Origin of the sequence: Thiohalobacter sp. IOR34 (assembly GCF_030406045.1) — a bacterium.
GTDB lineage: Bacteria > Pseudomonadota > Gammaproteobacteria > Thiohalobacterales > Thiohalobacteraceae.
This window is the reverse complement of record NZ_CP128988.1, coordinates 1,924,183-1,947,115: the sequence shown is the minus strand read 5'-3', so window position 1 is coordinate 1,947,115 and position 22,933 is coordinate 1,924,183. Positions and strand designations below refer to the sequence as shown.

General features: G+C 65.4%; 24 protein-coding genes and 1 tRNA gene. 17 read left to right on the top strand and 8 right to left on the bottom strand.

The window, feature by feature from the left end; all coding sequences use genetic code 11:
* Positions 1 to 17: 17 nt before the first annotated feature.
* Positions 18 to 950: a metallophosphoesterase gene (locus QVG61_RS08970; protein ID WP_289930294.1), complete on the top strand. Its 933-nt coding sequence runs from the start codon at positions 18 to 20 to the stop codon at positions 948 to 950.
* A 129-nt stretch (positions 951 to 1,079) separates the two neighbouring features.
* Here QVG61_RS08970 and QVG61_RS08965 read toward each other — a convergent pair whose 3' ends face one another.
* Entirely contained in the window at positions 1,080 to 1,568 is a 489-nt protein-coding gene (locus tag QVG61_RS08965) for a CDP-archaeol synthase (RefSeq protein WP_289930293.1), read from the bottom strand.
* Positions 1,569 to 1,723: 155 nt separating this feature from the next.
* Here QVG61_RS08965 and QVG61_RS08960 point away from each other — a divergent pair, with 155 nt between their 5' ends.
* The 10 genes from QVG61_RS08960 (at position 1,724) to relA (ending at position 12,747) form a co-directional block, all read left to right on the top strand.
* Positions 1,724 to 2,113 carry a hypothetical protein gene (locus tag QVG61_RS08960; protein ID WP_289930292.1) on the top strand — a complete coding sequence of 130 codons (390 nt, stop codon included), beginning with the start codon at positions 1,724 to 1,726 and terminating at the stop codon, positions 2,111 to 2,113.
* On the top strand, positions 2,110 to 4,497 hold the full coding sequence (locus QVG61_RS08955; protein WP_289930291.1) for an EAL domain-containing protein: 2,388 nt from the start codon (positions 2,110 to 2,112) through the stop codon (positions 4,495 to 4,497). Before QVG61_RS08960 ends, QVG61_RS08955 begins: the two co-directional genes overlap by 4 nt.
* Positions 4,498 to 4,500: 3 nt before the next feature.
* Positions 4,501 to 6,210 carry an HDOD domain-containing protein gene (locus tag QVG61_RS08950; RefSeq protein WP_289930290.1) on the top strand — a complete coding sequence of 570 codons (1,710 nt, stop codon included), beginning with the start codon at positions 4,501 to 4,503 and terminating at the stop codon, positions 6,208 to 6,210.
* Positions 6,200 to 6,637: an ATP-binding protein gene (locus QVG61_RS08945; protein ID WP_289930289.1), complete on the top strand. Its 438-nt coding sequence runs from the start codon at positions 6,200 to 6,202 to the stop codon at positions 6,635 to 6,637. Before QVG61_RS08950 ends, QVG61_RS08945 begins: the two co-directional genes overlap by 11 nt.
* 7 nt (positions 6,638 to 6,644) lie before the next feature.
* Entirely contained in the window at positions 6,645 to 6,974 is a 330-nt protein-coding gene (locus tag QVG61_RS08940; protein WP_289930288.1) for an STAS domain-containing protein, read from the top strand.
* A 10-nt stretch (positions 6,975 to 6,984) separates the two neighbouring features.
* Positions 6,985 to 7,773 (top strand): ABC transporter permease, encoded by a 789-nt coding sequence (locus tag QVG61_RS08935; RefSeq protein WP_289930287.1) that lies wholly within the window; start codon positions 6,985 to 6,987, stop codon positions 7,771 to 7,773.
* 4 nt (positions 7,774 to 7,777) lie between these two features.
* Complete coding sequence (locus QVG61_RS08930) at positions 7,778 to 8,599, top strand: ABC transporter ATP-binding protein (RefSeq protein WP_289930286.1); 822 nt, start codon at positions 7,778 to 7,780, stop codon at positions 8,597 to 8,599.
* 21 nt (positions 8,600 to 8,620) lie between these two features.
* Positions 8,621 to 9,565 (top strand): MlaD family protein, encoded by a 945-nt coding sequence (locus QVG61_RS08925; protein ID WP_289930285.1) that lies wholly within the window; start codon positions 8,621 to 8,623, stop codon positions 9,563 to 9,565.
* On the top strand, positions 9,562 to 10,218 hold the full coding sequence (locus QVG61_RS08920) for an ABC-type transport auxiliary lipoprotein family protein (RefSeq protein ID WP_289930284.1): 657 nt from the start codon (positions 9,562 to 9,564) through the stop codon (positions 10,216 to 10,218). The genes QVG61_RS08925 and QVG61_RS08920 overlap by 4 nt, the downstream gene beginning before the upstream one ends.
* 330 nt (positions 10,219 to 10,548) lie before the next feature.
* The gene (relA, locus tag QVG61_RS08915; protein WP_289930283.1) at positions 10,549 to 12,747 is read left to right on the top strand and encodes a GTP diphosphokinase; all 2,199 of its coding nucleotides are present in this window, start codon (positions 10,549 to 10,551) and stop codon (positions 12,745 to 12,747) included.
* A gap of 581 nt (positions 12,748 to 13,328) precedes the next feature.
* Here the strand turns inward: relA and QVG61_RS08910 are convergent.
* The 7 genes from QVG61_RS08910 to flgA form a co-directional block, all read right to left on the bottom strand.
* Complete coding sequence (locus QVG61_RS08910) at positions 13,329 to 14,327, bottom strand: DUF5666 domain-containing protein (RefSeq protein WP_289930282.1); 999 nt, start codon at positions 14,325 to 14,327, stop codon at positions 13,329 to 13,331.
* Positions 14,324 to 15,145, bottom strand: a complete 822-nt coding sequence (locus QVG61_RS08905) for a DUF6502 family protein (protein ID WP_289930281.1) — start codon at positions 15,143 to 15,145, stop codon at positions 14,324 to 14,326. The genes QVG61_RS08910 and QVG61_RS08905 overlap by 4 nt, the downstream gene beginning before the upstream one ends.
* Positions 15,146 to 15,372: 227 nt before the next feature.
* Positions 15,373 to 15,449, bottom strand: a tRNA-Arg gene (locus tag QVG61_RS08900).
* A 31-nt stretch (positions 15,450 to 15,480) separates the two neighbouring features.
* Complete coding sequence (locus QVG61_RS08895) at positions 15,481 to 16,215, bottom strand: flagellar brake protein (RefSeq protein ID WP_289930280.1); 735 nt, start codon at positions 16,213 to 16,215, stop codon at positions 15,481 to 15,483.
* A gap of 99 nt (positions 16,216 to 16,314) precedes the next feature.
* Positions 16,315 to 16,782, bottom strand: a complete 468-nt coding sequence (locus QVG61_RS08890) for a flagellar protein FlgN (protein ID WP_289930279.1) — start codon at positions 16,780 to 16,782, stop codon at positions 16,315 to 16,317.
* Positions 16,783 to 16,784: 2 nt separating this feature from the next.
* Positions 16,785 to 17,111 (bottom strand): flagellar biosynthesis anti-sigma factor FlgM, encoded by a 327-nt coding sequence (flgM, locus tag QVG61_RS08885; RefSeq protein WP_289930278.1) that lies wholly within the window; start codon positions 17,109 to 17,111, stop codon positions 16,785 to 16,787.
* A 112-nt stretch (positions 17,112 to 17,223) separates the two neighbouring features.
* Positions 17,224 to 17,979, bottom strand: coding sequence for a flagellar basal body P-ring formation chaperone FlgA (gene flgA / locus QVG61_RS08880; RefSeq protein WP_289930277.1), 756 nt, complete (start codon positions 17,977 to 17,979; stop codon positions 17,224 to 17,226).
* Between the two features lie 111 nt (positions 17,980 to 18,090).
* Here flgA and QVG61_RS08875 point away from each other — a divergent pair, with 111 nt between their 5' ends.
* The 6 genes from QVG61_RS08875 to flgE all read left to right on the top strand — a co-directional run bounded on the left by QVG61_RS08875 (position 18,091) and on the right by flgE (position 22,922).
* Positions 18,091 to 19,035: a chemotaxis protein CheV gene (locus tag QVG61_RS08875; protein ID WP_289930276.1), complete on the top strand. Its 945-nt coding sequence runs from the start codon at positions 18,091 to 18,093 to the stop codon at positions 19,033 to 19,035.
* 46 nt (positions 19,036 to 19,081) lie between these two features.
* The gene (locus QVG61_RS08870) at positions 19,082 to 19,918 is read left to right on the top strand and encodes a protein-glutamate O-methyltransferase CheR (RefSeq protein WP_289930275.1); all 837 of its coding nucleotides are present in this window, start codon (positions 19,082 to 19,084) and stop codon (positions 19,916 to 19,918) included.
* Positions 19,919 to 20,097: 179 nt separating this feature from the next.
* On the top strand, positions 20,098 to 20,493 hold the full coding sequence (gene flgB / locus QVG61_RS08865) for a flagellar basal body rod protein FlgB (protein WP_289930274.1): 396 nt from the start codon (positions 20,098 to 20,100) through the stop codon (positions 20,491 to 20,493).
* Between the two features lie 3 nt (positions 20,494 to 20,496).
* Positions 20,497 to 20,913: a flagellar basal body rod protein FlgC gene (gene flgC / locus QVG61_RS08860; RefSeq protein WP_289930273.1), complete on the top strand. Its 417-nt coding sequence runs from the start codon at positions 20,497 to 20,499 to the stop codon at positions 20,911 to 20,913.
* A 21-nt stretch (positions 20,914 to 20,934) separates the two neighbouring features.
* Positions 20,935 to 21,606: a flagellar hook assembly protein FlgD gene (locus QVG61_RS08855; RefSeq protein WP_289930272.1), complete on the top strand. Its 672-nt coding sequence runs from the start codon at positions 20,935 to 20,937 to the stop codon at positions 21,604 to 21,606.
* Between the two features lie 11 nt (positions 21,607 to 21,617).
* Complete coding sequence (gene flgE / locus QVG61_RS08850; RefSeq protein WP_289930271.1) at positions 21,618 to 22,922, top strand: flagellar hook protein FlgE; 1,305 nt, start codon at positions 21,618 to 21,620, stop codon at positions 22,920 to 22,922.
* Positions 22,923 to 22,933 lie beyond the last annotated feature (11 nt).

Here is a 22,933-nt window from a genome sequence, read left to right as displayed (position 1 = left end):
CGCCAATGGATGAAGCGATGCAGGCCTGGCTCACTCAGCGCATCGGCCGTACCCACCTGCAGCAGCGGATCGGTGTCGAGCAGGACTACGAGGCGCGGGTGTTCGGCCTGGGGCGCAATCTGTTCCATCTCGAGAACTGGTATTCGGTCCACGGCCTGATCCGCAATCTGCTGCGCGTCTCTGGTCTCTACGGCCGGGGCCGGCGCAATGCCCGGACGATCCGCATCGAACGCCACCGCGTCATGCTGCCCCGGCTGCCGGCGGCCTTCGAGGGCTTTCGCATCCTGCAGCTGTCCGACCTGCATGTGGATATGCACGAGGACATGCCGGCGGTGCTGGCGGATGCCGTGGCCGGCCTGGACTACGACATCTGCGTGCTCACCGGCGATTTTCGCGCCCGGACCTTCGGTCCCTACGAGGCGGCGCTGGCCGGCATGCGCCAGCTCCGCGAGCGGCTGCAGGGGCCGGTCTACGGCATCCTCGGCAATCACGACAGCATCCGCATGCTGCCCGGTCTGGAAGGGATGGGCATCCGTATGCTGATGAACGAGTCGGTGCCGCTGGAGCGGGAGGGGCAGCGCCTGCACCTGGCCGGGATCGACGATCCCCACTACCACCGGGCCGACAACCTGGAGAAGGCCGCCGATGCCATCCCCGGGCACGAGGCTGCCGTGCTGCTGGCCCATTCCCCCGAGATCTACCGCCAGGCCGCCTATGCCGGCTTCGACCTGATGCTCTGCGGCCATACCCATGGCGGTCAGATCTGCCTTCCCGGCGGTATCCCGCTGATCTGCAATGCCGACTGCCCGCGCGCCTACTGCCGCGGCAGCTGGCGTTTCCGCACCCTGCGGGGCTATACCTCCCGCGGCAGCGGCGTCAGCGTGGTCGACGTGCGCCTCAACTGCCCCCCCGAGATCACCCTGCATGAGTTGAGGCGGGGGGAGGGGTGAATTCAGAATCCAGAAGTCAGAAGTCAGAAGTCAGAAGTCAGAAGTCAGAAGTTACGGGGTAGGAGCGATCGCCAGGTCGCGATGCGGCGCGAAGCGCCGCTTCTGACTTCTGAATTCTGAGTTCTTCCCTCAATACGGCCGCTTGCGGATTCTCAGCCGGTAGAGCAGCCGCGACAGCCCCAGTTCCACCACCAGGAAGAGCAGCGACAGCAGCAGCGCCTCGCCCAGGCCGAGGGCGGGCAGCCAGTGGCGCGCCACCAGCAGGGGCAGCAGCGACTCCGGGATCTGGTCGAGGCCCAGCGCCTGGCCGCTGGGTTCGATGCCGAGGCGCCGCTTGGTGAAGCTCGACAGCAGGTCACCGGCCATGGCGGCGGCGGCCATGGCCAGACCCAGGCTCCAGGGCAGGCCGAGCAGGGGGGCGGCGAGGCCGCCGCAGAGCAGCGCCGCGGCCAGGCCGCGCCAGGTCTTGGAGGCGCCGAACAGGGGACGCCCGTCCGCCAGTTTGCGCCCGGCGTCGAGCGGGGCCGAGAGGCGGCTTCCCAGCCACTGGCGGACGAGGATGGGGGCGCCATTGATCAGGATCAGCAGCGACAGCAGCAGAAGGTCCGTCAATGGCATGGTGTGTCCCGGGTCGCTTCCGGATCGGTCGTTCGACCGAACACGGCATCTTGGGTTGCGGATTGTATTACAAAAAATTCAAAGAATGCCGGCAATGGTCGATCTAGTCCTTATACCTGATGATGGCCGCCTTCCCGTCGGCCGCGTGACGCGACATGAGCGACAGCAACTTTCGACTTTTCATAGGCATCTGGCTGATTGTCGGGCTGTTTTTCGACGAGCCGCGGCTGCTGCAGGCGCTGCTGGTGCTGCTGCTGTTCGAGGGGGTGACCAATCTGCGTCTATCCCTGCTGCTCTGGCGGCTGCGCTTTGGTGGTGAACGGCACTTTCCCGATGCAGCCTGTCCTGCGGGGGTTGGCTGTCTGCCCTTCGAGGCCGAGCGGGGGCTGCGGCTGGTGCTGGTCCTGCTGCTGTTCCCGTCGCTGTATCTTTATCCGGGCACCCTCTGGTGGGTTCCCTGGCTGGTCGGCTATGCCATGATCGCCGCCGGGCTCAGTGGCATCTGCCCGATGGTGCTGGCACTGCGCAGGGCGGGGCTGCGATGAAGCCGGGCGGGCCGCACACTCCGAGCAGCATGGAGCAGCGGCTCGGCAGCCTCTCCACCCAGGTGACGGTGATCGTCTTCTGGGGCTTGGTGATCATCGGCCTGCTCTTTGCCATCCTGCTGCTGGCCGACCGGCGCGAGGATCTGGAGGCGCAACGTGCCGCCCAGGCCGACAGCGCCGCCTACCACATCGGCCAGAAGCTGGCAGGCGACGCCGCCCTGTCCCCTGACCGGCTGGAGCATCAGCTGCGGCATCTGCTCGAGACCAGCGGCGCGCGTTACCTGCGCCTCGAGCGGGCGGGCCGGGTGCTGGCCGTGGCCGGTGAGGCCGAGGCCCTGGCGGATGGCGAGCCGCAGCGCCGAGGCGGCCTGGGCGATGGCCAGGTGGAACTGCTGCTGGTCTTTCCGAGCCTGGACAGCGTCCTTCACGAACAGCGCCGCATGCTGCTGCTGAGTCTCGGTGTCCTGCTCTTGCTGTTCGGCATGGCCCTGCGCAACGTGCTGGAGCGGCTGTTGACCCGGCCGTTGGCCGCCATGGCCGATGTGGCGCAGCAGAAATCCCTGGGACGGGACGATGTCCATTTCGACGAGTCGGCGCCGGGCGAGATCGGCTATCTGGCGGGTTTCGTCAACCGTGCCTTCCATTCCCTGTGCGCCTCGGAGGCCGAGCTGCTGAGGGTCAAGGAACTGGCCGAGGTGACCCTCAACTCGATTGGCGATGCCGTGATCCGCACCGATCAGCATGGCCGCATCCTCTATCTCAACGCGGTGGCCCTGGGGCTGCTGCACAGCGAGGCGGGGGACTGCCGCGGCCGACAGGTGATGGAGGTCATGCGGCTGGTCGACGAGTCCACCGGTGAGACCCTGGTCAATCCCATGCTGGCCTGCGTGGCCGGCGACCGGGCCGCCTGCAATGTCGGCAACTATCGACTGGAGCGCGAGCACGGCGAGGCGATCAGCCTGAGCATTGCAGTGACCCCGGTGTTCGAGGAAGGGGTGATCAGCGGTGCGGTGATGGTGCTGCACGACATCAGTCTCACCAGCAAGCTGCGCCAGGAACTCTCCTACCAGGCCAGCCACGATCCGTTGACCGGACTCTACAATCGGGCCGAGTTCCTGCAGCGGCTGCACCGGGCGCGGGAACTCGCGCTGCGCGATCGCTGCCAGCACACCCTCTGCTACTTCGATCTGGACCAGTTCAAGGTGGTCAACGACACCTGCGGCCACATGGCCGGTGACCAGTTGCTGATCCACCTCAGCGAGCTGCTGGGCCAGGGTCTGCGCCAGTCCGATACCCTGGCGCGGCTCGGCGGGGACGAGTTCGGGCTGCTGCTGATGCAATGCCCGCCGGAACGGGCCATCCAGTTGGCCCAGGAGCTGCGCGAGCGGATCAACGATTTCGAGTTCAACTGGAAGGGCAGGAGCTTCCGCATCGGGGTCAGCGTCGGCCTGGTGCCGATCACTCCGGAATCGGCCGACGTGAAGGGGCTGCTGTCGGCGGCCGACATCGCCTGCTACGCGGCCAAGGAGGGCGGGCGTAACCGCATCCACCTGTACCGCGAGGATGACCGGGAGCTGAGCCAGCGGCGTGAGCAGATGGGCATGGTGGCGGCGGTGCGCGCCGCGCTGGAGCAGGGGCGCTTCGAACTCTTCGTCCAGCCCATCGTCTCTACCGCTGAGGACAGTGCGCTGCAACGCTACGAGGTGCTGGTACGGATGCTGGACGAAAAGGGAGAACATGTGCCGCCCGCCCAGTTTATTCCCGCCGCCGAGCGTTTCCACCTGATGGCCAGCCTCGATCGCTGGGTGGTGGAGCACGCCCTGGCCGCGCTCACCGAGCTGCACGGCCGTGGCCTGGCGCTCAATCTCTCAGTCAATCTTTCCGGCCAGTCGTTCAACGAGGAGGGGTTTCTGGACTACATTCTGGACCGCTTGCGCGGCTGTGACGGTCTCGCTGGCCAGTTGTGTTTCGAGATCACCGAGACCGCCGCCATCAGCCATATCAGCCAGGCGCGCCGCTTCATTGACGAATTGCGGGCGGTCGGCTGCCGCTTTGCGCTGGACGACTTCGGCAGCGGCCTCAGTTCCTTCGCCTATCTCAAGGAGCTGCCCGTCGACTACCTGAAGATCGACGGCTCCTTCGTCCGCGACATGGACCACAACCCGGACAATCAGGCGATGGTCAAGGCGATCAACGAGGTGGCCAAGGTGATGGGCATGGAGACCATTGCCGAGTTCGTCGAGAACGAGCGGGTGTTCGACATCCTGCGTGGCATCGGTGTCGACTGGGGGCAGGGTTACTGGCTGGGCCGGCCCGAACCGCTCAGCCGGCTGCTGGAGTCGGCGCGCAGCCACGGCGCCAGCAACGTGATTCCTCTGGGGTAGGCCATGCAGACTGCAGTGACACTTTCCGAGATCCGCCCCGCCGACTTGCCGGCACCGCCGAAGGAGACGATCCAGATCGTCCATGCCTGCTCCAACCCCGACATCGACAGCCGCAAGCTGGGCGGCATCATCACCAACGATCCACTGCTCACCGCCGAGCTGCTGCGCATTGCCAACTCGCCGTTCTTCGGCTTCCGCTCCGAGGTGCGCTCCGCGGCCCACGCCGTGACCCTGCTCGGTCACCGCGCGCTGCGCAACCTGGCGCTGTGCATCGCCATGCGTGATGCCCTGCGTCCTGAAGCGATACCGGGCATGGATCTTGGCCGTTACTGGGATGCCGCCCTGCGGCGTGGCGTCTGCGCCCGCCTGCTGGCCTCGGCGGCCGGGCTGAACCCGGACGAGTGCTTCACCCTTGGGCTGCTGCAGGACTTCGGGCTGCTGGTGCTGCTCTACCTGCAGCAGAATCGGGTCGCCGAATGGGAACGGCTGGAGACGGCCAACCCCGACGAGCGGCTGGAGCTGGAACGCCAGCTGTTCGGCACCACCCACGATCAGGCCGGCCAGGCGCTGGCCGGTCACTGGCAGTTGCCCGCCGACCTGGCCCAGGCACTCGGCCATCACCATTCGCCGGTGCTCGGCGACCTGTCGCCGGAGGTGGCGCGCCTGTGCCGGCTGGCGCGCTGCGCCGACTGGATGGCGGCGGTGTTCACGGCGGCCGACAAGCGCACCGTGTTCGCCCGTTGCCAGAAACTGGTCCAGGAGACCTTCGATCTGCAACCCGAGCAGGTCGACGCCCTGCTCGCCGAGGTGGCCGCGGCCAGCGAGGAGGCGGCCCGCGCCCTCGGCCTGCGCATCGACCGGCCGCTCGGCCTGGAGGAGGTGCTGCGCGAGGCCAACCTGCGCCTGGCCGAGGACAATCTCAGCTTCCAGGAACTGACCTGGCGGCTGGAGAAGACCCTCGCCGAGCGCGACGAGCTGGCCGCCGAACTGGCCCGCGAGCTGGACCTGGCACGCGAGGTGCAGTGCAGCCTGCTGCCGCGGCCGAATGCCGCCTGCCGCGGGATCGCCGGCGTCAACCTGTCGGCGAGACAGCTCTCTGGCGATTTCTACGACTATTTTCCGACGCGCGGGGAGCAGGTCTATTTCGCCATCGCCGACGTCTCCGGCAAGGGCATGAACGCCGCGCTGCTGATGGCCAAGGCCAGCAGCCTGCTGCGCTGCCTGGGCAAGGGGGTCACCGACCCGGTGGCGCTGGCCGCCATGCTGAACCGCGAAATCAGCGAGACGGCGATCCGCGGAATGTTCGTCACCGCCGTGCTCGGCATCTACAACCCCTCGACCGGCAAAGGAAAACTGGTCAACGCCGGGCATCTGCCGGTGCTCCAGTTCCGGCCCAACGGCGAGGTGCGCAACTTCGAGGCCGGGGCGCCGCCGCTCGGCGTGCTGGCCGGTACCCGCTTCAGTGCCGAGCCATTTTCCCTGGCCGACGGTCCTCTCTACCTCTTCACCGATGGCATCACCGAGGCCCGCACCCGTCAGGGCAGCGAGCTCGGTATCACCGGTCTGAAGCGCCTGATCCGCCAGCATCAGGACGAGCCGACGATGGAACGGCGCTTGCATCGTATTGTCGAGGCGGTTCGCCGCGACCAGGGAACGCTGAGGGACGACCTGACCCTGCTGATGGTGACGGCCGTGGACGACGATGAAGGATGAAGCGGAGCGGGGGCTGCCCTTGCACTACCGATTCGAGGCCGTGGCCGAGGGACTGGGCGGACTGCGCGAGCGGCTGCGCGAGGCGCTCGGCGCCGCCGGCCTCGACGGGCAGCAGGTCGAGCGCCTGGTGCTGGCGGTCAACGAGGCCTGCATGAACATCATCCAGCACGGCTATCACGGCCGCCGTGGCGAGACCATCGAGCTGGCCGTCGAACAGCGAGCGGGGCGGCTGGAGTTCCGCCTGCTGGACCGGGCCGCGCCGGTGCTGGCCGAGGCCATCCGGCCGCGGCGGCTGGACGAGCTGCGGCCCGGCGGGCTGGGGGTGCACTTCATGCGCGAGATCATGGACGAGATCGAGTACCTGCCCAGGCAGGAGGGGCCCGGAAACCTGCTGCGCATGAGTATCGAACTGAAAGAGAGGATGTGACCAAGACATGGACTACGAGGTGAAACTGGAGCGCGGCTATGCCGTCGTGCATCTGCATGGCGAGGTCGACCTGTACCGTTCGCCGGATGCGCGGGCGGTGATTCTCGGCTGCCTGGGCGAGGGCAAGCCGACGCTGGTCGACCTGTCGGCGGTGGAGTACATCGACAGCTCGGGGGTGGCCAGCCTGGTCGAGGGCCTGCAGATGGCGCGCGACAAGGGCCTGCAGTTCGGGCTGCTGGGGGTCAGCAACACGGCGCTCAACGTGCTGCGGCTGGCGCGCCTGGACCAGGTGTTCAGCCTCTATCCCGACCTGGAGGCCTGCCCGGCCGCCGGCTGAGGGAACGCGCATGCGAGGGATGGTGGAGGGCCTGGGACGGCGACTGGTCAACGGGGTCGAGGAATTCGGCTACGGCTCCGCGCTGCTGGTGGAGAGCCTCTACTGGCTGCTGCTCGGGCCGTCGCTGAAACAGCCGGTGCGGCTGTCGGCAGTGGCCACGGAGATGATGCGGGTCGGGGTCAACGCCATCCCGGTGGTACTCATCCTGTCCTTCGCCAACGGCGTGATGATGGCCCTGCAGGGGATCTACACCCTGCGCGACTTCGGCGCCGAGTCCCAGGTCATTCCCGGCCTGGCGCTGTCCATCAGCCGCGAGTTCGGGGCCCTGATCGTCGGTATCGTGGTCGCCGGCCGTTCCGGCTCGGCGATCGCCGCACGCATCGGTGCCATGCAGATGTCGCAGGAGATCGATGCCCTGCGGGTGCTGGGGGTCAACCCGGTGCGCTTCCTGGTGGCGCCGATCATGCTGGCGATGATGGTCATGGTGCCGGCGTTGACCGTGCTCGCCAACAGCATGGCGCTGCTCGGTGGCGGCCTGCTGTGCAGCCTGCAGCTGCACATGAGCCTGTCCGCCTTCTGGAACCTGGCGCTGTCCTCGCTGGAGGTGAGCGACATCGTGCAGGGCATGAGCAAGAGCCTGGTGTTCGCGGTGCTGATCGCCCTGGTCGCCTGCATCAACGGCTTCTCCGCCAGCGGCGGCGCCGAGGGACTGGGCATGCGCACCACCCGCTCGGTGGTGCTGTGCATCGCCGCCATCGTCATCGCCGACATGGTCTTCACCTTCTTCCTGAGTCGCTGAGATCATGTCCGAGACCCAGAGTCCAGCCCAGGCCGATGTCCAGCCGCTGATCGAGATCGAGAAGCTGGTCACCTACTACGGCGAGCGGCGCATCCTCGACGAGGTGGACCTGCGGGTGATGCCCGGCGAGATCCGCGTCATCATGGGTGGCAGCGGCTCCGGCAAGTCGACCCTGCTGCGCCACCTGCTGGGGTTGAACCGCCCGGTCAGCGGCACGGTGCGCCTGTTCGGCCGTGATATCAGCCAGCTCAGTGGCAGGGAGATGCACGAACTGCGCAAGCAGATGGGCGTCTCCTTCCAGGGCGGGGCGCTGTTCACCTCGATGACCGTCGGCGAGAACGTGCAGTTTCCGCTGCGCGAGCACACCCGGCTGGACGAGAACACCATCCGCATCATGAGCCGCATGAAGCTGGAGGTGGTCAACCTGGCCGGCTTCGAGGACCTGATGCCGGCCCAGCTCTCCGGCGGCATGATCAAGCGCGCGGCCTTGGCCCGCGCCATCGTCATGGACCCCAAGGTGCTGTTCTTCGACGAGCCCTCGGCCGGCCTCGACCCGGTGGTATCGGCCGAGCTGGACGAGCTGATCCTGCGCCTGCGCGACTCCATGAACATCACCATCGTGGTGGTGACCCACGAACTGGAGAGCGCCTTCAAGATCGCCGACAGCATCACCATCCTGGACAAGGGGCGGATCCTGCTCACCGGCACTACCGAGGAGGTGCGGGCCTCCGACAACGAACGGGTGCAGGCCCTGCTCAATCGCCTGCCGGACGAGGAACAGGTCGACGCGGAAGACTATCTGCGCCGGCTGACGCGGGTGGGCTGAGCCCATGAAAAGGGACATGGTATGAAAAGGGACACGATCAACTATCTGGCAGTGGGCGTTTTCGTGCTGGCCGCCATCGGCGTCTTGCTCGGTGTGCTCTACAAGATCACCGGTCGGGTCGGCCAGGCGGAATCCTATTACGTCACCTACCCCAACATCACCGGGCTGATGGACGGCAGTCTGGTCACCTACGAGGGTTACCAGGTTGGCTTCGTGCAGGACATCGTCCCCGTGCAGGATGCCGAGGGCACCCGTTACCGGGTCGAGCTGAGCGTGCGCCACGACTGGAAGATCCCCGAGGACAGCCGGGCACGGATCGCCGCCTCAGGGTTGCTGGCGGAGACGGTGATCAACATCGAGGAGGGCGACAGCCGCAGTTATCTGCCGCCGGGCAGCGAGATCCGTGGCGAGCAGGGCGTCGATCTGTTCGCCGTGCTCGGCAGTGTCGCCGACGACCTCGGCGGGCTGACCCGCGACACGGTGCGGCCGCTGCTGGAGAACCTCAACCGCCAGGTCAGCACCATCGGCGGCGAGCTGGAGGCGCGCCTGCCGCGCATCCTGCAGGACCTGGAGACCATGGTCGGCCAGCTGGAGGGCAGCGCGCGCTATCTGAACCGCATGCTGGATGGTGACACCGAGCAGCGCATCGACCGCATCGTGGTCAACACCGAGCGTTTCTCGAACAACCTGGTGCAGCTCTCCGACGGCCTGGACAACTCGCGCCGGCAACTCGACGAGATGCTGGCCGGCGTGCATGACCTGGTCGACGACAACGACGAGGAGGTGCGGCAGATGGTACTCGGCCTGCGCCGCACGGTGGACGCCGTCGCCGCCTCGGTGGATGCCATTCTCTACGATCTCGAAGGAGCGAGCCGCAACATGAACGAGTTCACCCGTCAGATCCGCAGCAACCCCGGGGTGCTGCTGACCGGCAAGCCACCGCAGGATGCGGAGGCCAGGCCATGAACGCCCGGCAGATCAAGACCCGGCTGACAGCGGTCATCCTGGCCTTGCTGCTGGCCGGCTGCAGTGGTTCCTCGGTGGTGCCCGAGGACCGTTTCTATCGCCTGGCCGAGCGACCGCCGGCGCGGGTCCTGGCCACCCCCCTGCTGCACGGCGAGCTGGCCGTGGCGCCGTTCCGCGGCCCGGCACTGTACCGTGAGCGGGCGCTGTTGTTCACCGCTGCCGCGCAGCCCCTGCAGTTGCAGCGGCATCACTACCATCACTGGATCGACAGCCCGCCGCGGCTGTTGCAGGCGCGCCTGGTGCAGTATCTCGATGCCAGCCGGCTCGCCTCCCGGGTGGTCACGGAATCCGCCGCGACCAGGCCCCGTTACCGCTTGCAGGGCAGCATCGAGGCCTTCGAACAGCTCACCGGCGGGTCCACGCCCGGGGTCCGGGTTGGCCTGCGCCTGGTGCTGAGAGATGCCGCCAGCGGCCGGGTGCTGCTGGACGAGCGTTTCCAGCGCCGCAGCGAGGTGCCGTCGGGGGCCGGCATCTATGCCAGCGTCGAGGCCTTTCAGTCCGCGGTCGATGCCATCTATGCCGACTGGGTGGAGCGCCTGGCCGGCCTTGCGGCCAAGGGGCGGCTTGAATCCCTCAGTGCTGCCCCCAGATAACTAAGACAAACAGGTGGCTTCCATCCTCGGGTGGAGGCTATGTGCTGTCCGCCTTCGGGCAGGCAGAACAGTTTTCTTCTATAGTTGAAAGTATTAACCCGGCATCACTAGTGTCCGGAATAACTTGAAATCAGCGATTGTTCGCATGTAACTAGCAGATTTCTAAGCGGCAGAATTCTGGCTTGGCTTCCAAGTCGGTGACACCTATTCGAGTCGACTTTATGCTCGATATGCAGCATGAAATCGTTCACTAGGCCGATTTTTCCGGACAGCTGTGACCCGGCATATTTAGTTACCGGGTTAAAAATTACGGCAGAGGTTTCTACCCCGATGGTACAGGCAGAGCAGACACGACAGCAGGCGCAGGCGGGCAGCCTCGACCTCGACTGCTGGTTCGATGTGCTCGCCGGGGACCGCGATGAGGAGGGGCGGCTGCTGATCCACCGTGCCCTGGAAAAGGCCGCGGCCGCCCATGACGGCCAGCGGCGCGCCTCGGGTGAACCCTACCTCGTTCATGTCCTCTCGGTGGCGGAGATCCTCGCCCGGCTGAACATGGACCCCGAGACCATCGCCGCCGCCCTGCTGCACGACGTGGTCGAGGACACCCCCATCGAACTGGCCGAGATCGAGGCCGAGTTCGGCCCGGTCATCGCCCAGCTGGTCGACGGCGTGACCAAGATGGGCCTGCTCAGCCAGTACCGCGATGCCGCGCACAAGGCGCAGCAGCAGGCGGAGAGCCTGCGCAAGCTGCTGCTGGCGATGGTCAAGGACGTGCGCGTGGTGCTGATCAAGCTGGCCGACCGCCTGCACAACATGCGCACCCTCAAATACCTGTCGCCCGACCAGCAGCAGCGCATCAGCCGCGAGACCCTCGATATCTACGCTCCGCTGGCCAACCGGCTCGGCATGGGGCAGCTCAAGTGGGAGCTGGAGGATCTGTCGCTGCGCTATCTGGACCCCGACAGCTACCAGGCGATCGCCGCGTATCTCGATGAGCGGCGTATCGACCGTGAACGGCAGATCGAGACCATCATCGGCCAGTTGCGCAAGGAGCTGGACCAGATCGGCATCGAGGCCGAGGTCAGCGGCCGGCCCAAGCATATCTACAGCATCTGGCGGAAGATGCAGCGCAAGAACGTTGACTTCCACCAGATCTTCGACGTACGCGCGGTGCGCATCCTGGTCGAACGGGTGGCCGACTGCTATGCGGCGCTGGGCGTGGTGCATGGCCTGTGGCGGCACATCCCCAAGGAATTCGACGACTACATCGCCAATCCCAAGGAGAACAACTACCGCTCACTGCATACCGCGGTGGTCGGGCCCGACGGCAAGACGCTGGAGGTGCAGATCCGTACCCGGGAGATGCACGAGCATGCCGAGCTGGGTGTGGCGGCACACTGGCGCTACAAGGAGGGGGCCCGCTTCGATGCCGGCTTCGAGAAGAAGATCGCCTGGCTGCGTCAGCTGCTGGAGTGGAAGGACGAGGAAGCCTCGGCCAGCGAATTCGTCGATCGTTTCAAGTCGGAGAGCGGTCAGGAGCGGGTCTATGTGCTGACCCCGCAGGGGCGGGTCATCGACCTGCCGCAGGGTGCCACGCCGCTCGATTTCGCCTACTACATCCATACCGAGATCGGCCACCGCTGCCGCGGCGCCAAGGTCAACGGCCGCATCGTGCCGTTGACCTATGAACTACGCAATGGTGAACAGGTGGAGATCCTCACCACCCGCCAGGGTGTGCCCAGCCGTGACTGGCTGAGTCCGCATCTGGGCTACCTGAAGACGCCGCGTGCCCGGGCCAAGGTCCGCCACTGGTTCCGCGAGCAGGATCAGGAGATCAATATCGCCGCCGGGCGCAGCGTGCTGGAGCGTGAGCTCAATCGCCTCGGTACCCAGCAGATCCCCTGGGAACAGCTCGCCGAGCGCCTGAACCGCGATTCGGTGGACGACATGCTGGCCGCCATCGGCAAGGGTGACTTCAGCACCGCACAGATCGCGGCTGCCGCCAACGAGCTGGCTGCACCGGCGCGCATCGAACTGGAACTGCCGGTCCGCGAACGCCAGCACCCACCGGGCAAGGGGCAGGGCGACGTTCAGGTCGAGGGCGTGGGCAACCTGCTCACCCATATGGCACAGTGCTGCCGGCCGGTGCCCAACGATCCCATCGTCGGCTACATCACCCGCGGCCGCGGCGTGACCATCCATCGCCGCGACTGTCCCAACGTGCTGCGTCTGAAGAGCGAGAATCGCGAACGCCTGCTCGAGGTGGACTGGGGCGACGGTAGCGGCGACACCTACCCGGTCGACATCCAGGTGCTGGCCTACGATCGTCCGGCCCTGTTGCGCGACATCACCAACATCCTCGCCAGCGAAAAGGTCAACGTCATCGGCGTCAATACCTACACCGACAGCAAGGACCACGTGGCGCACATGCGCCTGACCCTGGAGATCAGCGACCTGGCCGAACTGAGCCGGGTGCTGGGGCGTATCGGCCAGTTGCCGAACGTGCTCGAGGCGAACCGTCAGGTCTGAGCCTCGAAGCGCTATCCTGCGAACCACCTGCCGCCTTCAGCCCTTGCCGTGGGGACGTCTCGACCGCCACCGGCCGAACGTTTCCAAGGGGAAGGTGCACACCTCGCACCAGGACCTGCCGCAGTGGCATGCTGGCGGGCGGTTCCCGCCCTGCCGGCATTGCGGCCACTCGTAGGAGCGGTCGCTAGCCCGGATATTGCACCAAGGATTCGAGTTTCAGTGCAAATCTGGCCAAGCAGTTTGTTCGATCGCCCGAGGAAGCATGGCCGTAGCCATGGTTTGACGGGGGCGCCCAAGATACGCTGCCCGATATGGCCTGAAATTGAATAGGCACAACGCGTAATCGGCCCAAATAGGCCCAAATAGGCCTCTCATGGCCCCAGCCTTGTATAACCGCATGATCCCCGATCATGCGGTGTGCCTTGGTGCAATGTGCGGGCTAATCGCTGCCAGACGCGCGAAGAAGCCCGGGGGACATCATTGACTACATTGTGTGTAGTGGCAGTTGGCAATGAAAAAAGGCGCACCCCAAGAGGTGCGCCCAACAGGATGGCCTGATGGCCATCGCAGGAGGGGCTGGTTCAATCGTCGGCCTCGATACTGGAGGCGGAGATCGAGCCGTCGCTGTTGATGCTGCCCTTGACCTCTACACGAGTGCCGTCACCGGGCGTGACCTGCAGGCTGGCGCTGGCGTAGTAGACCAGCACGCCGTTGATCCTGAAGGTCTGGGCACTGGCGTCATGGTCGGTGATGAGGCCTTCCATCTCGTAGCTTTCATCCGAACTCGAGTCCATGCCCGGGTGTTCGTCCTCACTCTCGCCCTGGGTGGTGCAGAAGCCGTTGCTCGGGTCATAGCTGCCCTTCAGCTCCACGAAGCCGGACAGGCCCAGGGTGGCGACCGGGTCGACGCAGCCGGCGCTGGTGGTGTCGAGGGTGAGGGCAGTGCCGCCGACGGTGGTGAAGCTGCCGTCCGTCTGCAGGGTGCCCTTCACTTCCACCTCACTCTTGTCGTCCTCGGTACATGAGCTGTCCTTGAGTTCCACATAGGTGGCCTGGATGCCGCTGGTGATGCGGTAGCCGCTGACCTCGACCAGGTCGTTGCTTGACAGGTGGGTACTGAGATCCAGGGTCACGGGTGCGGTGCCGTCGTCACTGCACTGCGAGAATCGGGTCGAGCTGTCGACCTGCACGCTGACGCCCATGATCTCGAAACTCGAAGCACCGACGTCGATGTTGCTGACCGGCCCCTGCAGCTCGTCACGGTAGATGACCGTGGTGGCTGTGCCGGTGCCATCGTCGTTCTGGGTGCCCTGCACGGTGACCACCATGCCAACGCGCAGGTCGGTGTTGGCCGCGGTGTTTGTGGCGCTGCGTCCATCCTTGCTGATGCTGGCCGAGTCGATGTCGTAGTGCACGCCGTTGACGATGATACTGCCGAAACCGGTAATGGTGCCGGTGGTGGTGATGCCGGTGCCACCGATGCCGGCCACGCTGCCGCCACCGCCGCCGCCGCAGGCCGTGAGGCCGGTGGCGATGGCCAGGGCGACGGTACCGCCGAGAATCGTGGTGCGCGTATTCATGGTGTTTCCTCCTTACAAGCTGATTCCCGTGCCAGACAGTCCTCGGCGTAGTGGATGCCGAGGCTCGCATAGCACGCATTTTCGTCGTCACCGGCCTCGTGGCGGGCCAGCCATTCGTCGAGTTCCTCCAGCAGGGCCTGGGATTTCTCCGCTGCCAGGGCGTGAAACCTCTGCAGGGCGTCCTTGCGGATCTGGTGGTTTGAGACCTTGCGTTGGAAACGGCGCTGCTCGGGCGGCATGCGCAGGTTGAATTCGATGGTGGCGATGAGCTCGGCGGTGTCCGCGCCGAGGATGCGCAGCCCTTCGCAGGGATCGTCCGCCGGCAGATAGGCTGGCCGTTTCAGGCATACCTGTTCCCCGAGTCGTTGCACGCTGCCGCCGGCCTCGAGCACGGCGAGCATCGCCTGGGTGGGGATGTCGCCGCTGTAGCGTCGCACCAGTTCGTGGAAGCTGGAGATCCCGCCCTCGATGGGCAGCGTGGCGGGACGGCCGTCGCTGTCGCGGAAATCGGGGTCGTTCTGCCAACCGCTCAATACCCGCACCGCCCGGTTGTAGCGCTGTATCGCCGCCTCGTCGATCAGGCTGCCCAGTTCGTGCAGGCGCTTGGTCTCCTTGCGTGTCAGCCCGGTGAGGGCGGAGACGCGGGAGATGGTCTGTTTGCGTCCCTCGGTGCCGAATTCCTCGAAGGCGATGTCCACGAAGGCCTTCTTTGCCACCTCCGCGAAGGTGTGGAAGGCAACCCCGTTGCGCAACAGCACCCGGGCGAGCGGGCGCATGATGCGGTACACGGTTTCGGTCAGGATCTGGTGTGTCGTCATGGCGATGTCCATGCTTGGGAAAATAGTACCAATAATTTCCGGCGTCAATAAAATTGGGAAAATTATCTCAGAAACTGCGGAACAGGTCACAGTTGCCAAGCGGTGGGTAGGCCGAGGCCGGCCGGAAAGGGCAGTGGGAGGCCGATGGGATAGGTCGGACGTTCGAATCGTGTGTGCCAGGTGAGGTCGCTGGATTCCTCACCCAAGTTACTGCTATTTGAGATTAATGGTGCCCCGGAGACGATTCGAACGTCCGACCTAGCGCTTAGGAGGCGCTTGCTCTATCCAGCTGAGCTACCGGGGCGGGGAAGGGGATTGTAACCAATCGCGAGGGGTCAGTCGCGGGTCTTGCGGCGCAGCATCTCGCGTTCCAGCTGGGTGACCAGCCGCCGCAGGCGGTGTTCCTGGGGTTTCTCCAGGTTGACGAAGCGGGCACCGACGTGGGTGAACCTGTTGCCTTCCTGCTGAGTGGCGTAGCGGATCTCCAGGGCGCCGGTGATCGGCTCCTGCCTGGGCAGCAGCAGGCTGCAGTCCGGGACGAGCAGGCCACGACGCAGATTGTCCGTTGTTTCGAGCAGTGCGCCCAGGCCGCACATCGACAGATCGCGCAACTGGCCCTCGATCACCCGGTCCTCGGCCAGTGGCAGGCGCACGCTGAGCCCCATGGCCATGGCGACCGGTACCCGGAAATAGGCGCGCCGCTGCAGGTAGTCGATCTGGCGGGGCAGGGCGGCCCGGTAGTAGATGAGGCCCTCGGCGTCCCGCTGGATGGAGACGTCGCACTCGAAGCTGATCTGCACGCCCTGATGCTGGCCGGTGACGCGCAGGTGCCTGTCGGTCTCGACCAGTTTCTGGCCAAGGGTGGAGTTGAGTTCGTCGAGGCTGATCCGTCCGCGTTCGGCATCGACCTCCAGCAGCACGGTGTTGAAGGTCTGCTCGCTGCCACGGAGGGTGGCGCGGAGCAGGCTGCGGCTGTCGTGGAGGCGGCGCAGCAGACCGATGATCTGGGGAAGGCGGGTGACCTTCTCGCTCTTGCTTTCGTACTGCGGCGTGCCGCCTGCCTCTGCCATGCCCCTCAGCCAGGTGCTTCAACGATCAGCGAATGATACGCAGACGGAGGGGGAAAGCAACAGCCGGGGACGGTCCTGCGGCAGGGGGAAGAGGGTCTCTCAGGCGGTGCCGAGATTGCGTCCGGCGCCGGTCTTCTGGGCGGTGGTGCCGCTGGCCTCGTAGGTGGGGGCGGGGGCCAGTGGCAGGCCGCGCAGGATGCTCAGTGCATCTTCCAGATGGCGCCGGTTGAGTTCGATGTGCAGGCCGTTGCTGCGGTTGCGCTGCTGGCATTTGCCGAGCAGCTCCAGCAGCGCCTCCCAGCGGACGTGCAGCGGCGAGTCGGCGGGCAGGGCCGCGATCAGGGCCGCGGTGTCCTCGCCATAGCCGGCCTCGCGGGTCAGGGCGACGCGGGCCCGTTCGACCTCCTCCCACTGGCGGAAGCGGTCGAGCTTGGTCTGCACCAGGCGCTCCATCGTGGCGTGGTCCCGTGCCTTGAGCGCTGCCTGTTCCTCGTCGAGCAGCCCGAGCATCTCGCGGGCGCAGCCCAGTTCGGCTTCCAGCAGGCTGGCGAGTTGCGAGTCGTTCATGGTCAGCTCATGTCGCTCAGGGCGCGTTCGAAGTCGATCATCTTGCCGGCGATGCGCTCCGGATTGATCTCGAAGGTGCCGTTGGCAAGGGCCGTCTTCACGGCATTGACCCGGTCGCTGTCGACCTGGGGCAGCTCGGCGACGCTGGTTTCCAGGTCACGCAGTTTCTGGGCCTCGGGGGTGAGGCTGATCTGGTCGCTGGGCGGTGGGCTGGCGGGTGCCTTGGCGTCGGTCTTGGCCTCCGTCGCCGGCTGCGCGGCGGCGCTGCTTTGACCGCTGGCCTCCAGATTGACCTGACTGGGAGGTAGGTTGTTGATCTCGATTGCCATCTTGCTGTCCCCTACGGTTTGTGCTCGGATCTCATGGGCCTTTTGTGGGCCGGTTTGAAAACAGTATCGTTCGCCAGAACAATAACTTTAACGCCTTTTTCGCCTGTTGGCGCTAGAGCGTCACTTTTACGACGCCCGGTGCCAGAACCCGGCCCTCGATGATGCGCTTCGAACTGCTGGCCCGCACCCGGATGCGCTCGCCGCGGGCCCCGTCGCTGATCGCCTCGCCGTTCATGCGCACCTGGATACCGCCCTGCTCGGCGAGCAGGGTGACCCGCTCGCCGCGCTTGATCAGCTTGCGTGCCTTGAGCATGGTCGGGGTGATCACGGTGCCGGCGTTGACCGGCCGGCTGAGGCGCAGACCGGCGACCCGCTTTGGATCGACGAAGTAGCCGTAGCTGGCCCGGGCAAGATCGCGCTCGGCCAGTTGCAGCATCTCCGGGGCGATTACCTCGCCCCGCATCAGGGGCCGTGCCGCCACCAGCACCTTTGAAAAAACGGCAATCTTTCCAGTGACATAGATCGACCAGGTGCTGGGACCCGGGCAGCGCACATTGACGCTGGTGCTGCCCTGCAGGCGGGCGCCATTGGGCAGTGAGGTCTGCAGCGGCTGGCCGCAGCGGGGTAGACGCAGCCGGCTGTCCAGGCGGCCGATACGGATCTCGACGCGGCCATCGTGGATGGCGCGGGTCTGGGCTTCCAGAAAGCGCTGGGCCGCCGCGCGGATGCTGGTGGCATCCTGGTGGGCCGGGGTGTCGCCGGCCTGCAGGCTGCCCGCAGCCGGCCCGCCGAGGAGGGCCGCTGCCAGCAGCGCGACGATCGCGGGGCGGGTCCGTTGTTGCCGCTTTGTCCGGGTCCGGGTTGCCATGCCCGATAACAATGCAAATGCCATGCCGGAGGGCCTCCGGTAAAGGATCGACCGCCGGGGCCGATATCGGGGCAAACAGGCAGACGGGAACCACCGAGGAGTTGAATGGCGATGAGCAGCGTATTGGCAAGCGTTGACCAGCGGACGCAACTGGCAGGGCACAACCGGCTGGAGATTCTCACCTTCCGGCTGGACAACGAACAGCGTTTCGGCATCAACGTGTTCAAGATCCAGGAGGTGATCCAGTGCCCGGCGCTGACCAGCGTGCCGCATGCCCACCATGTGATCCGCGGTATCGCCACGCTGCGCGGCCGCACCATCCCCGTGCTCGATCTGGCGATGGCCATCGGCCGCACGCCGATCGACGATCCGCGCCAGGCCTTCGTTATCGTCACCGAATTCAACCGTTCGGTGCAGGGATTCCTGGTCAGTTCGGTCGAGCGCATCGTCAACATGAACTGGGAACAGATCCTGCCGCCGCCGAAGGGTACCGGCATGAACAGCTACCTGACCGCCATCACCGAGATCGATGAAGAGCTGGTCGAGATCATCGACGTGGAGAAGGTGCTGTCCGAGGTGATCGGTGCCGAGGAGAACGTCTCCCAGGAGATCCTCGAGGAGGCCGAGGCCAACGACAAGGATGAGCGCTTGCATGTCCTTGTGGCGGACGACTCGATGGTGGCCCGCAATCAGATCAAGCGCACCCTCGACGAGCTGGGCGTCAGTTGCACCCTGGCCGGTGACGGCAAGAAGGCGCTGGACAAGCTGCTGGAATGGGCGGACAACGAGCCGGAGAAGATCGACAATCTGGCCATGGTGATCTCCGACGTGGAGATGCCGGAGATGGACGGCTACACCTTCACCACCCGGGTGCGTGCCGAACCGCGCCTGTCCCACCTCTATATATTGCTCCATACCTCGCTCAGCGGCGTGTTCAACAATGCCATGGTCGAGAAGGTCGGGGCCAATGAGTTCATCGCCAAGTTCAAGCCGGACCTGCTGGCCTCCTCGGTGCTGAAACAGATCGAGAACAAGAGCAAGGGCCATGCCGCCTAGGAGTACGGCGGAGAACAGCAGGGACTTGTCCGGCAGCAGTCTTGCCATGTCCGACTACCAGGCATTCTGCAGTTATCTGGAACAGGCCTGCGGCATCGTACTCGGTGACAACAAGCAGTACCTGGTCATGAGCCGCCTCGGACGGCTGATGAGCGAAGAGGGAATCGACTCGCTGGGCGACCTGCTGCGCAGGCTGCAGGCGCCGGGCGGCAAGCCGCTGCACGAGCGGGTCATCAATGCCATGACCACCAACGAGACCTTCTGGTTTCGGGACAGCTTTCCCTTCGACATCCTGCGCGAGGAGATCCTGGAGGATCTTGCCCAGCGCAGGGTGCGCCGGCCGCGCATCTGGTCGGCCGCCTGTTCCACCGGTCAGGAGCCCTATTCCATCAGCATGACGGTGCAGGAATACCTGGCTGCCCACCCGGGGCGGCTGAACGATGTCGAGATCACCGCCACCGACATCTCCCCGGCTGTGCTGGCGGAGGCGAAACGGGCCTGCTACAACGAGATGGCCGTTTCCCGCGGCCTGTCCGAGGAGCGCCGGATGCGCTTCTTCGAACGCCAGGAGAACGGCTGCTGGCAGTTGCGGCCCGAGATCTGCCGCCGGGTCAGTTTCAGCATGGCCAACCTGCTGCAGAGCTATGCGCGCCTCGGCCGCTTCGACGTCATCTTCTGCCGCAATGTACTGATCTACTTCTCCACGGAAGCCAAGCGCGACATCCTCGCCCGTATGGCGCGCAGCCTGAACCCCGGCGGCTACCTGTTGCTCGGTTCGTCGGAGTCCGCCACCCAGTATTCGGAGGCCTTCGAGGTGATCAAGGCAAGGCGAGGCACCCTCTACCGGGTCAAGCCTGATCTGCAGCGCCGCGCAGCCGTCTGAAGTCCGGTCGCGGGTGCTGCTTCGAGCGACCCGGCCTTGCCGCCCGGCGGCGGTTTTTTGCCGCTCGCCTGCCGCCTTTTCCCCTGTCGCTAGCTAAGTCCCTGTAACCATGTCCTTCCTGCGGCATGGCACGCAGGTTGCTTGTGTCTGCTCAAACCCGATTCAAGTTTGAGGACGACATGCCGCTAAACATCGATTCCGCGCTCGGTCCCCTGCCGCAGGCCCTCAAGCTGCGCGCCCGGCGGACGGAGATCCTGGCCTCCAACATCGCCAACGCGGACACGCCCAACTACAAGGCGCGGGACTTCGACTTCCGCGCGGCCATGTCCGCCGCCGCTTCGGATCAGCTCTCCCTGCGGGTGACCCAGCCGGGGCATATCTCCAGCAACGCGGCGCCCGGCACCGGGATACCGCTGCAATACCGGGTACCCAGCCAGCCTTCGCTGGATGGCAACACCGTCGATGCCCAGGCCGAGCAGGCCGCCTTTTCCGAAAACGCCGTCATGTACCAGACCACGCTGACCTTCCTGAGCGGTCGCATCAAGGGTCTGAAGATGGCCATCAAGGGGGAATAAGCCATGTCCCTGTTCAAGGTCTTTGATATTGCCGGTTCCGCCATGAGCGCCCAGACCGTGCGCCTCAACACCACGGCCAGCAACCTGGCCAATGCCGACTCCGTGGCCGGCGATGCCGCCTCCGCCTACCGGGCCCGTCAGCCGGTCTTCGCCGCCCTGCTCAAGGGGCTCAATCCCGCCGACGGCAGCGCCGTCGGTGTGCAGGTGGCCGGGGTGAGCGAGAGCACGGCGGAACCGGAGAAACGCTACGAGCCCAGCAATCCGTTGGCCAACGAGGAGGGCTATGTGTTCGTGTCCAATGTCAATCCGGTGGATGAGATGGTGAACATGATCTCGGCCTCGCGGAGCTATCAGAACAGTGTCGAGGTGATGAATACCTCAAAGCAGATGCTGCTGGCCACCCTGCGTCTCGGTCAGTGACATCGTTAAGGGAGTACAGCCATGATTGATACAGAAGGCAGCTACAGCGACATCGGCCTGCGCACCAGCTACCAGGCCCAGGCCGAACAGGGCAATCGCAACAAGCTCGGCCAGGAGGAGTTCCTCGACCTGATGGTTGCCCAGCTCAGGAACCAGGATCCGCTGAAGCCGATGGAGAACGGTGACTTCATCACCCAGATGGCGCAGTTCAGCGCGGTGACCGGTCTCGACGAGCTGAACAAGTCCTTCGACGAGCTGAGCACTTCGCTGGTGTCCAGCCAGTCCCTGCAGGCCGCGTCCCTGGTCGGGCGTGAGGTGCTGGCGCCGACCGGCATCGGCATCCTGCCGGAGGGCGGTGGTCTGAAGGGCAGTCTCGACCTGCCGACCAGCAGCCCCCAGGTGACGGTCAAGATCTACGACGCTGCCGGCCAGCTGGTCAGGGACATGCCGCTGGGCAGCCAGGCCTCCGGGGCGATTCCCTTCCAGTGGGACGGTCTGATGGACAATGGCCAGTATGCCCCAGCCGGACGCTATGTGGTCACGGCTGAGGCAAGCATCGACGGTTCCAGCGAGGCTCTGGAGGCCAATATCGTGAATCAGGTCGAGGCCGTCACCCTGGGTGCGGCCGGCCTGCTGTTGCAGCTCAAGGGCGCGGGCGAGATCCGCTTCTCCGACGTACAACAGATACTCTAAGGAGGTAGACCATGCCGTTTCGCATCGCACTCAGTGGCCTGAATGCCGCATCTTCCGATCTGCAGGTGACGGGCAACAACATCGCCAACTCCGGCACCGCCGGTTTCAAGTCATCGCGTTCCGAGTTCGCCGATGTCTATGCCACCTCGCTCGGCGGGGTGAGCAACACCGCCGTCGGTGGCGGTGTCCGCCTGGCCCGGGTGGCGCAGCAGTTCTCGCAGGGCAACATCGAGTTCACCAGCAACAACCTGGATCTCGCGGTCAATGGCGAGGGCTTCTTCATTCTCAGCGACAGCGGTTCGTTGCAGTATACCCGTGCCGGCGCCTTCAGCGTCGATCGCGACGGCTACGTGGTGAACAGTTCCGGCCAGCGGCTGCAGATCTTCTCGCCGATCGGCAACAGTTCAACCAACTTCGATACCGGCTCGTTGCAAGATCTGCAGATCTCACTGAGTGAGGGTTCACCGAGCGCCACCGTGGACGTCGATCTGGCGATCAATCTCGATGCCTCCGATACCAGTGCCGGCGCCAGCGCGTCCTCGACGGCCGCGGCCATCGCCGCCTTCGACCCGGATACCGCCACGACCTACGATTATTCGACCTCCTTCACCGTCTACGATTCGCTCGGCAGCCAGCACACGGCGACCAGTTATTATCTGAAGGATCCCAACACCGCCAACACCTGGTACAGCTGGTTGTATGTCGACGACGGTTCGGGTACTGCCCAGCGGGTCGATTTCAACAGTGGTTCCGATGAGTACGCCACCCTGGTATTCGATACCGATGGCACGCTGGATACCTCGTCTTCCAGTGGTTCCAGTGGCGTGGTCAGTTATGACAGCCTGTCGCTGTCCAGCACCACGGGTGCGGCGGCATTGGCCCTCGATCTCGACTATAACGACCTGACCCAGTTTGGTGGCGATTTTGCGGTCAACTCGCTGTCCCAGGACGGTTACGCGACCGGCCGCCTGACCGGCCTGGACATCGCCGACAACGGCGTGGTCTCGGCCCGCTATACCAACGGCCAGTCGACGGCCCTGGGCAAGATCGCGCTGGCCAACTTCCCCAACAACCAGGGCCTGCGCCAGCTCGGCGACACCAACTGGGCGCAGACCTATTCCTCGGGTGACCGCCTGGTTGGCGAGGCGGGGACGGCGAGCTTCGGCCTGATCCAGTCGGGCGCCCTGGAGTCGTCCAACGTGGATATCGCCGAGCAGCTGATCAACCTGATCACTGCCCAGCGCAATTTCCAGGCCAATTCCCAGGTGATCAGCACCGCCGACACCATCACCCAGACCATCATCAACATCCGCTGATGACCAGGGAG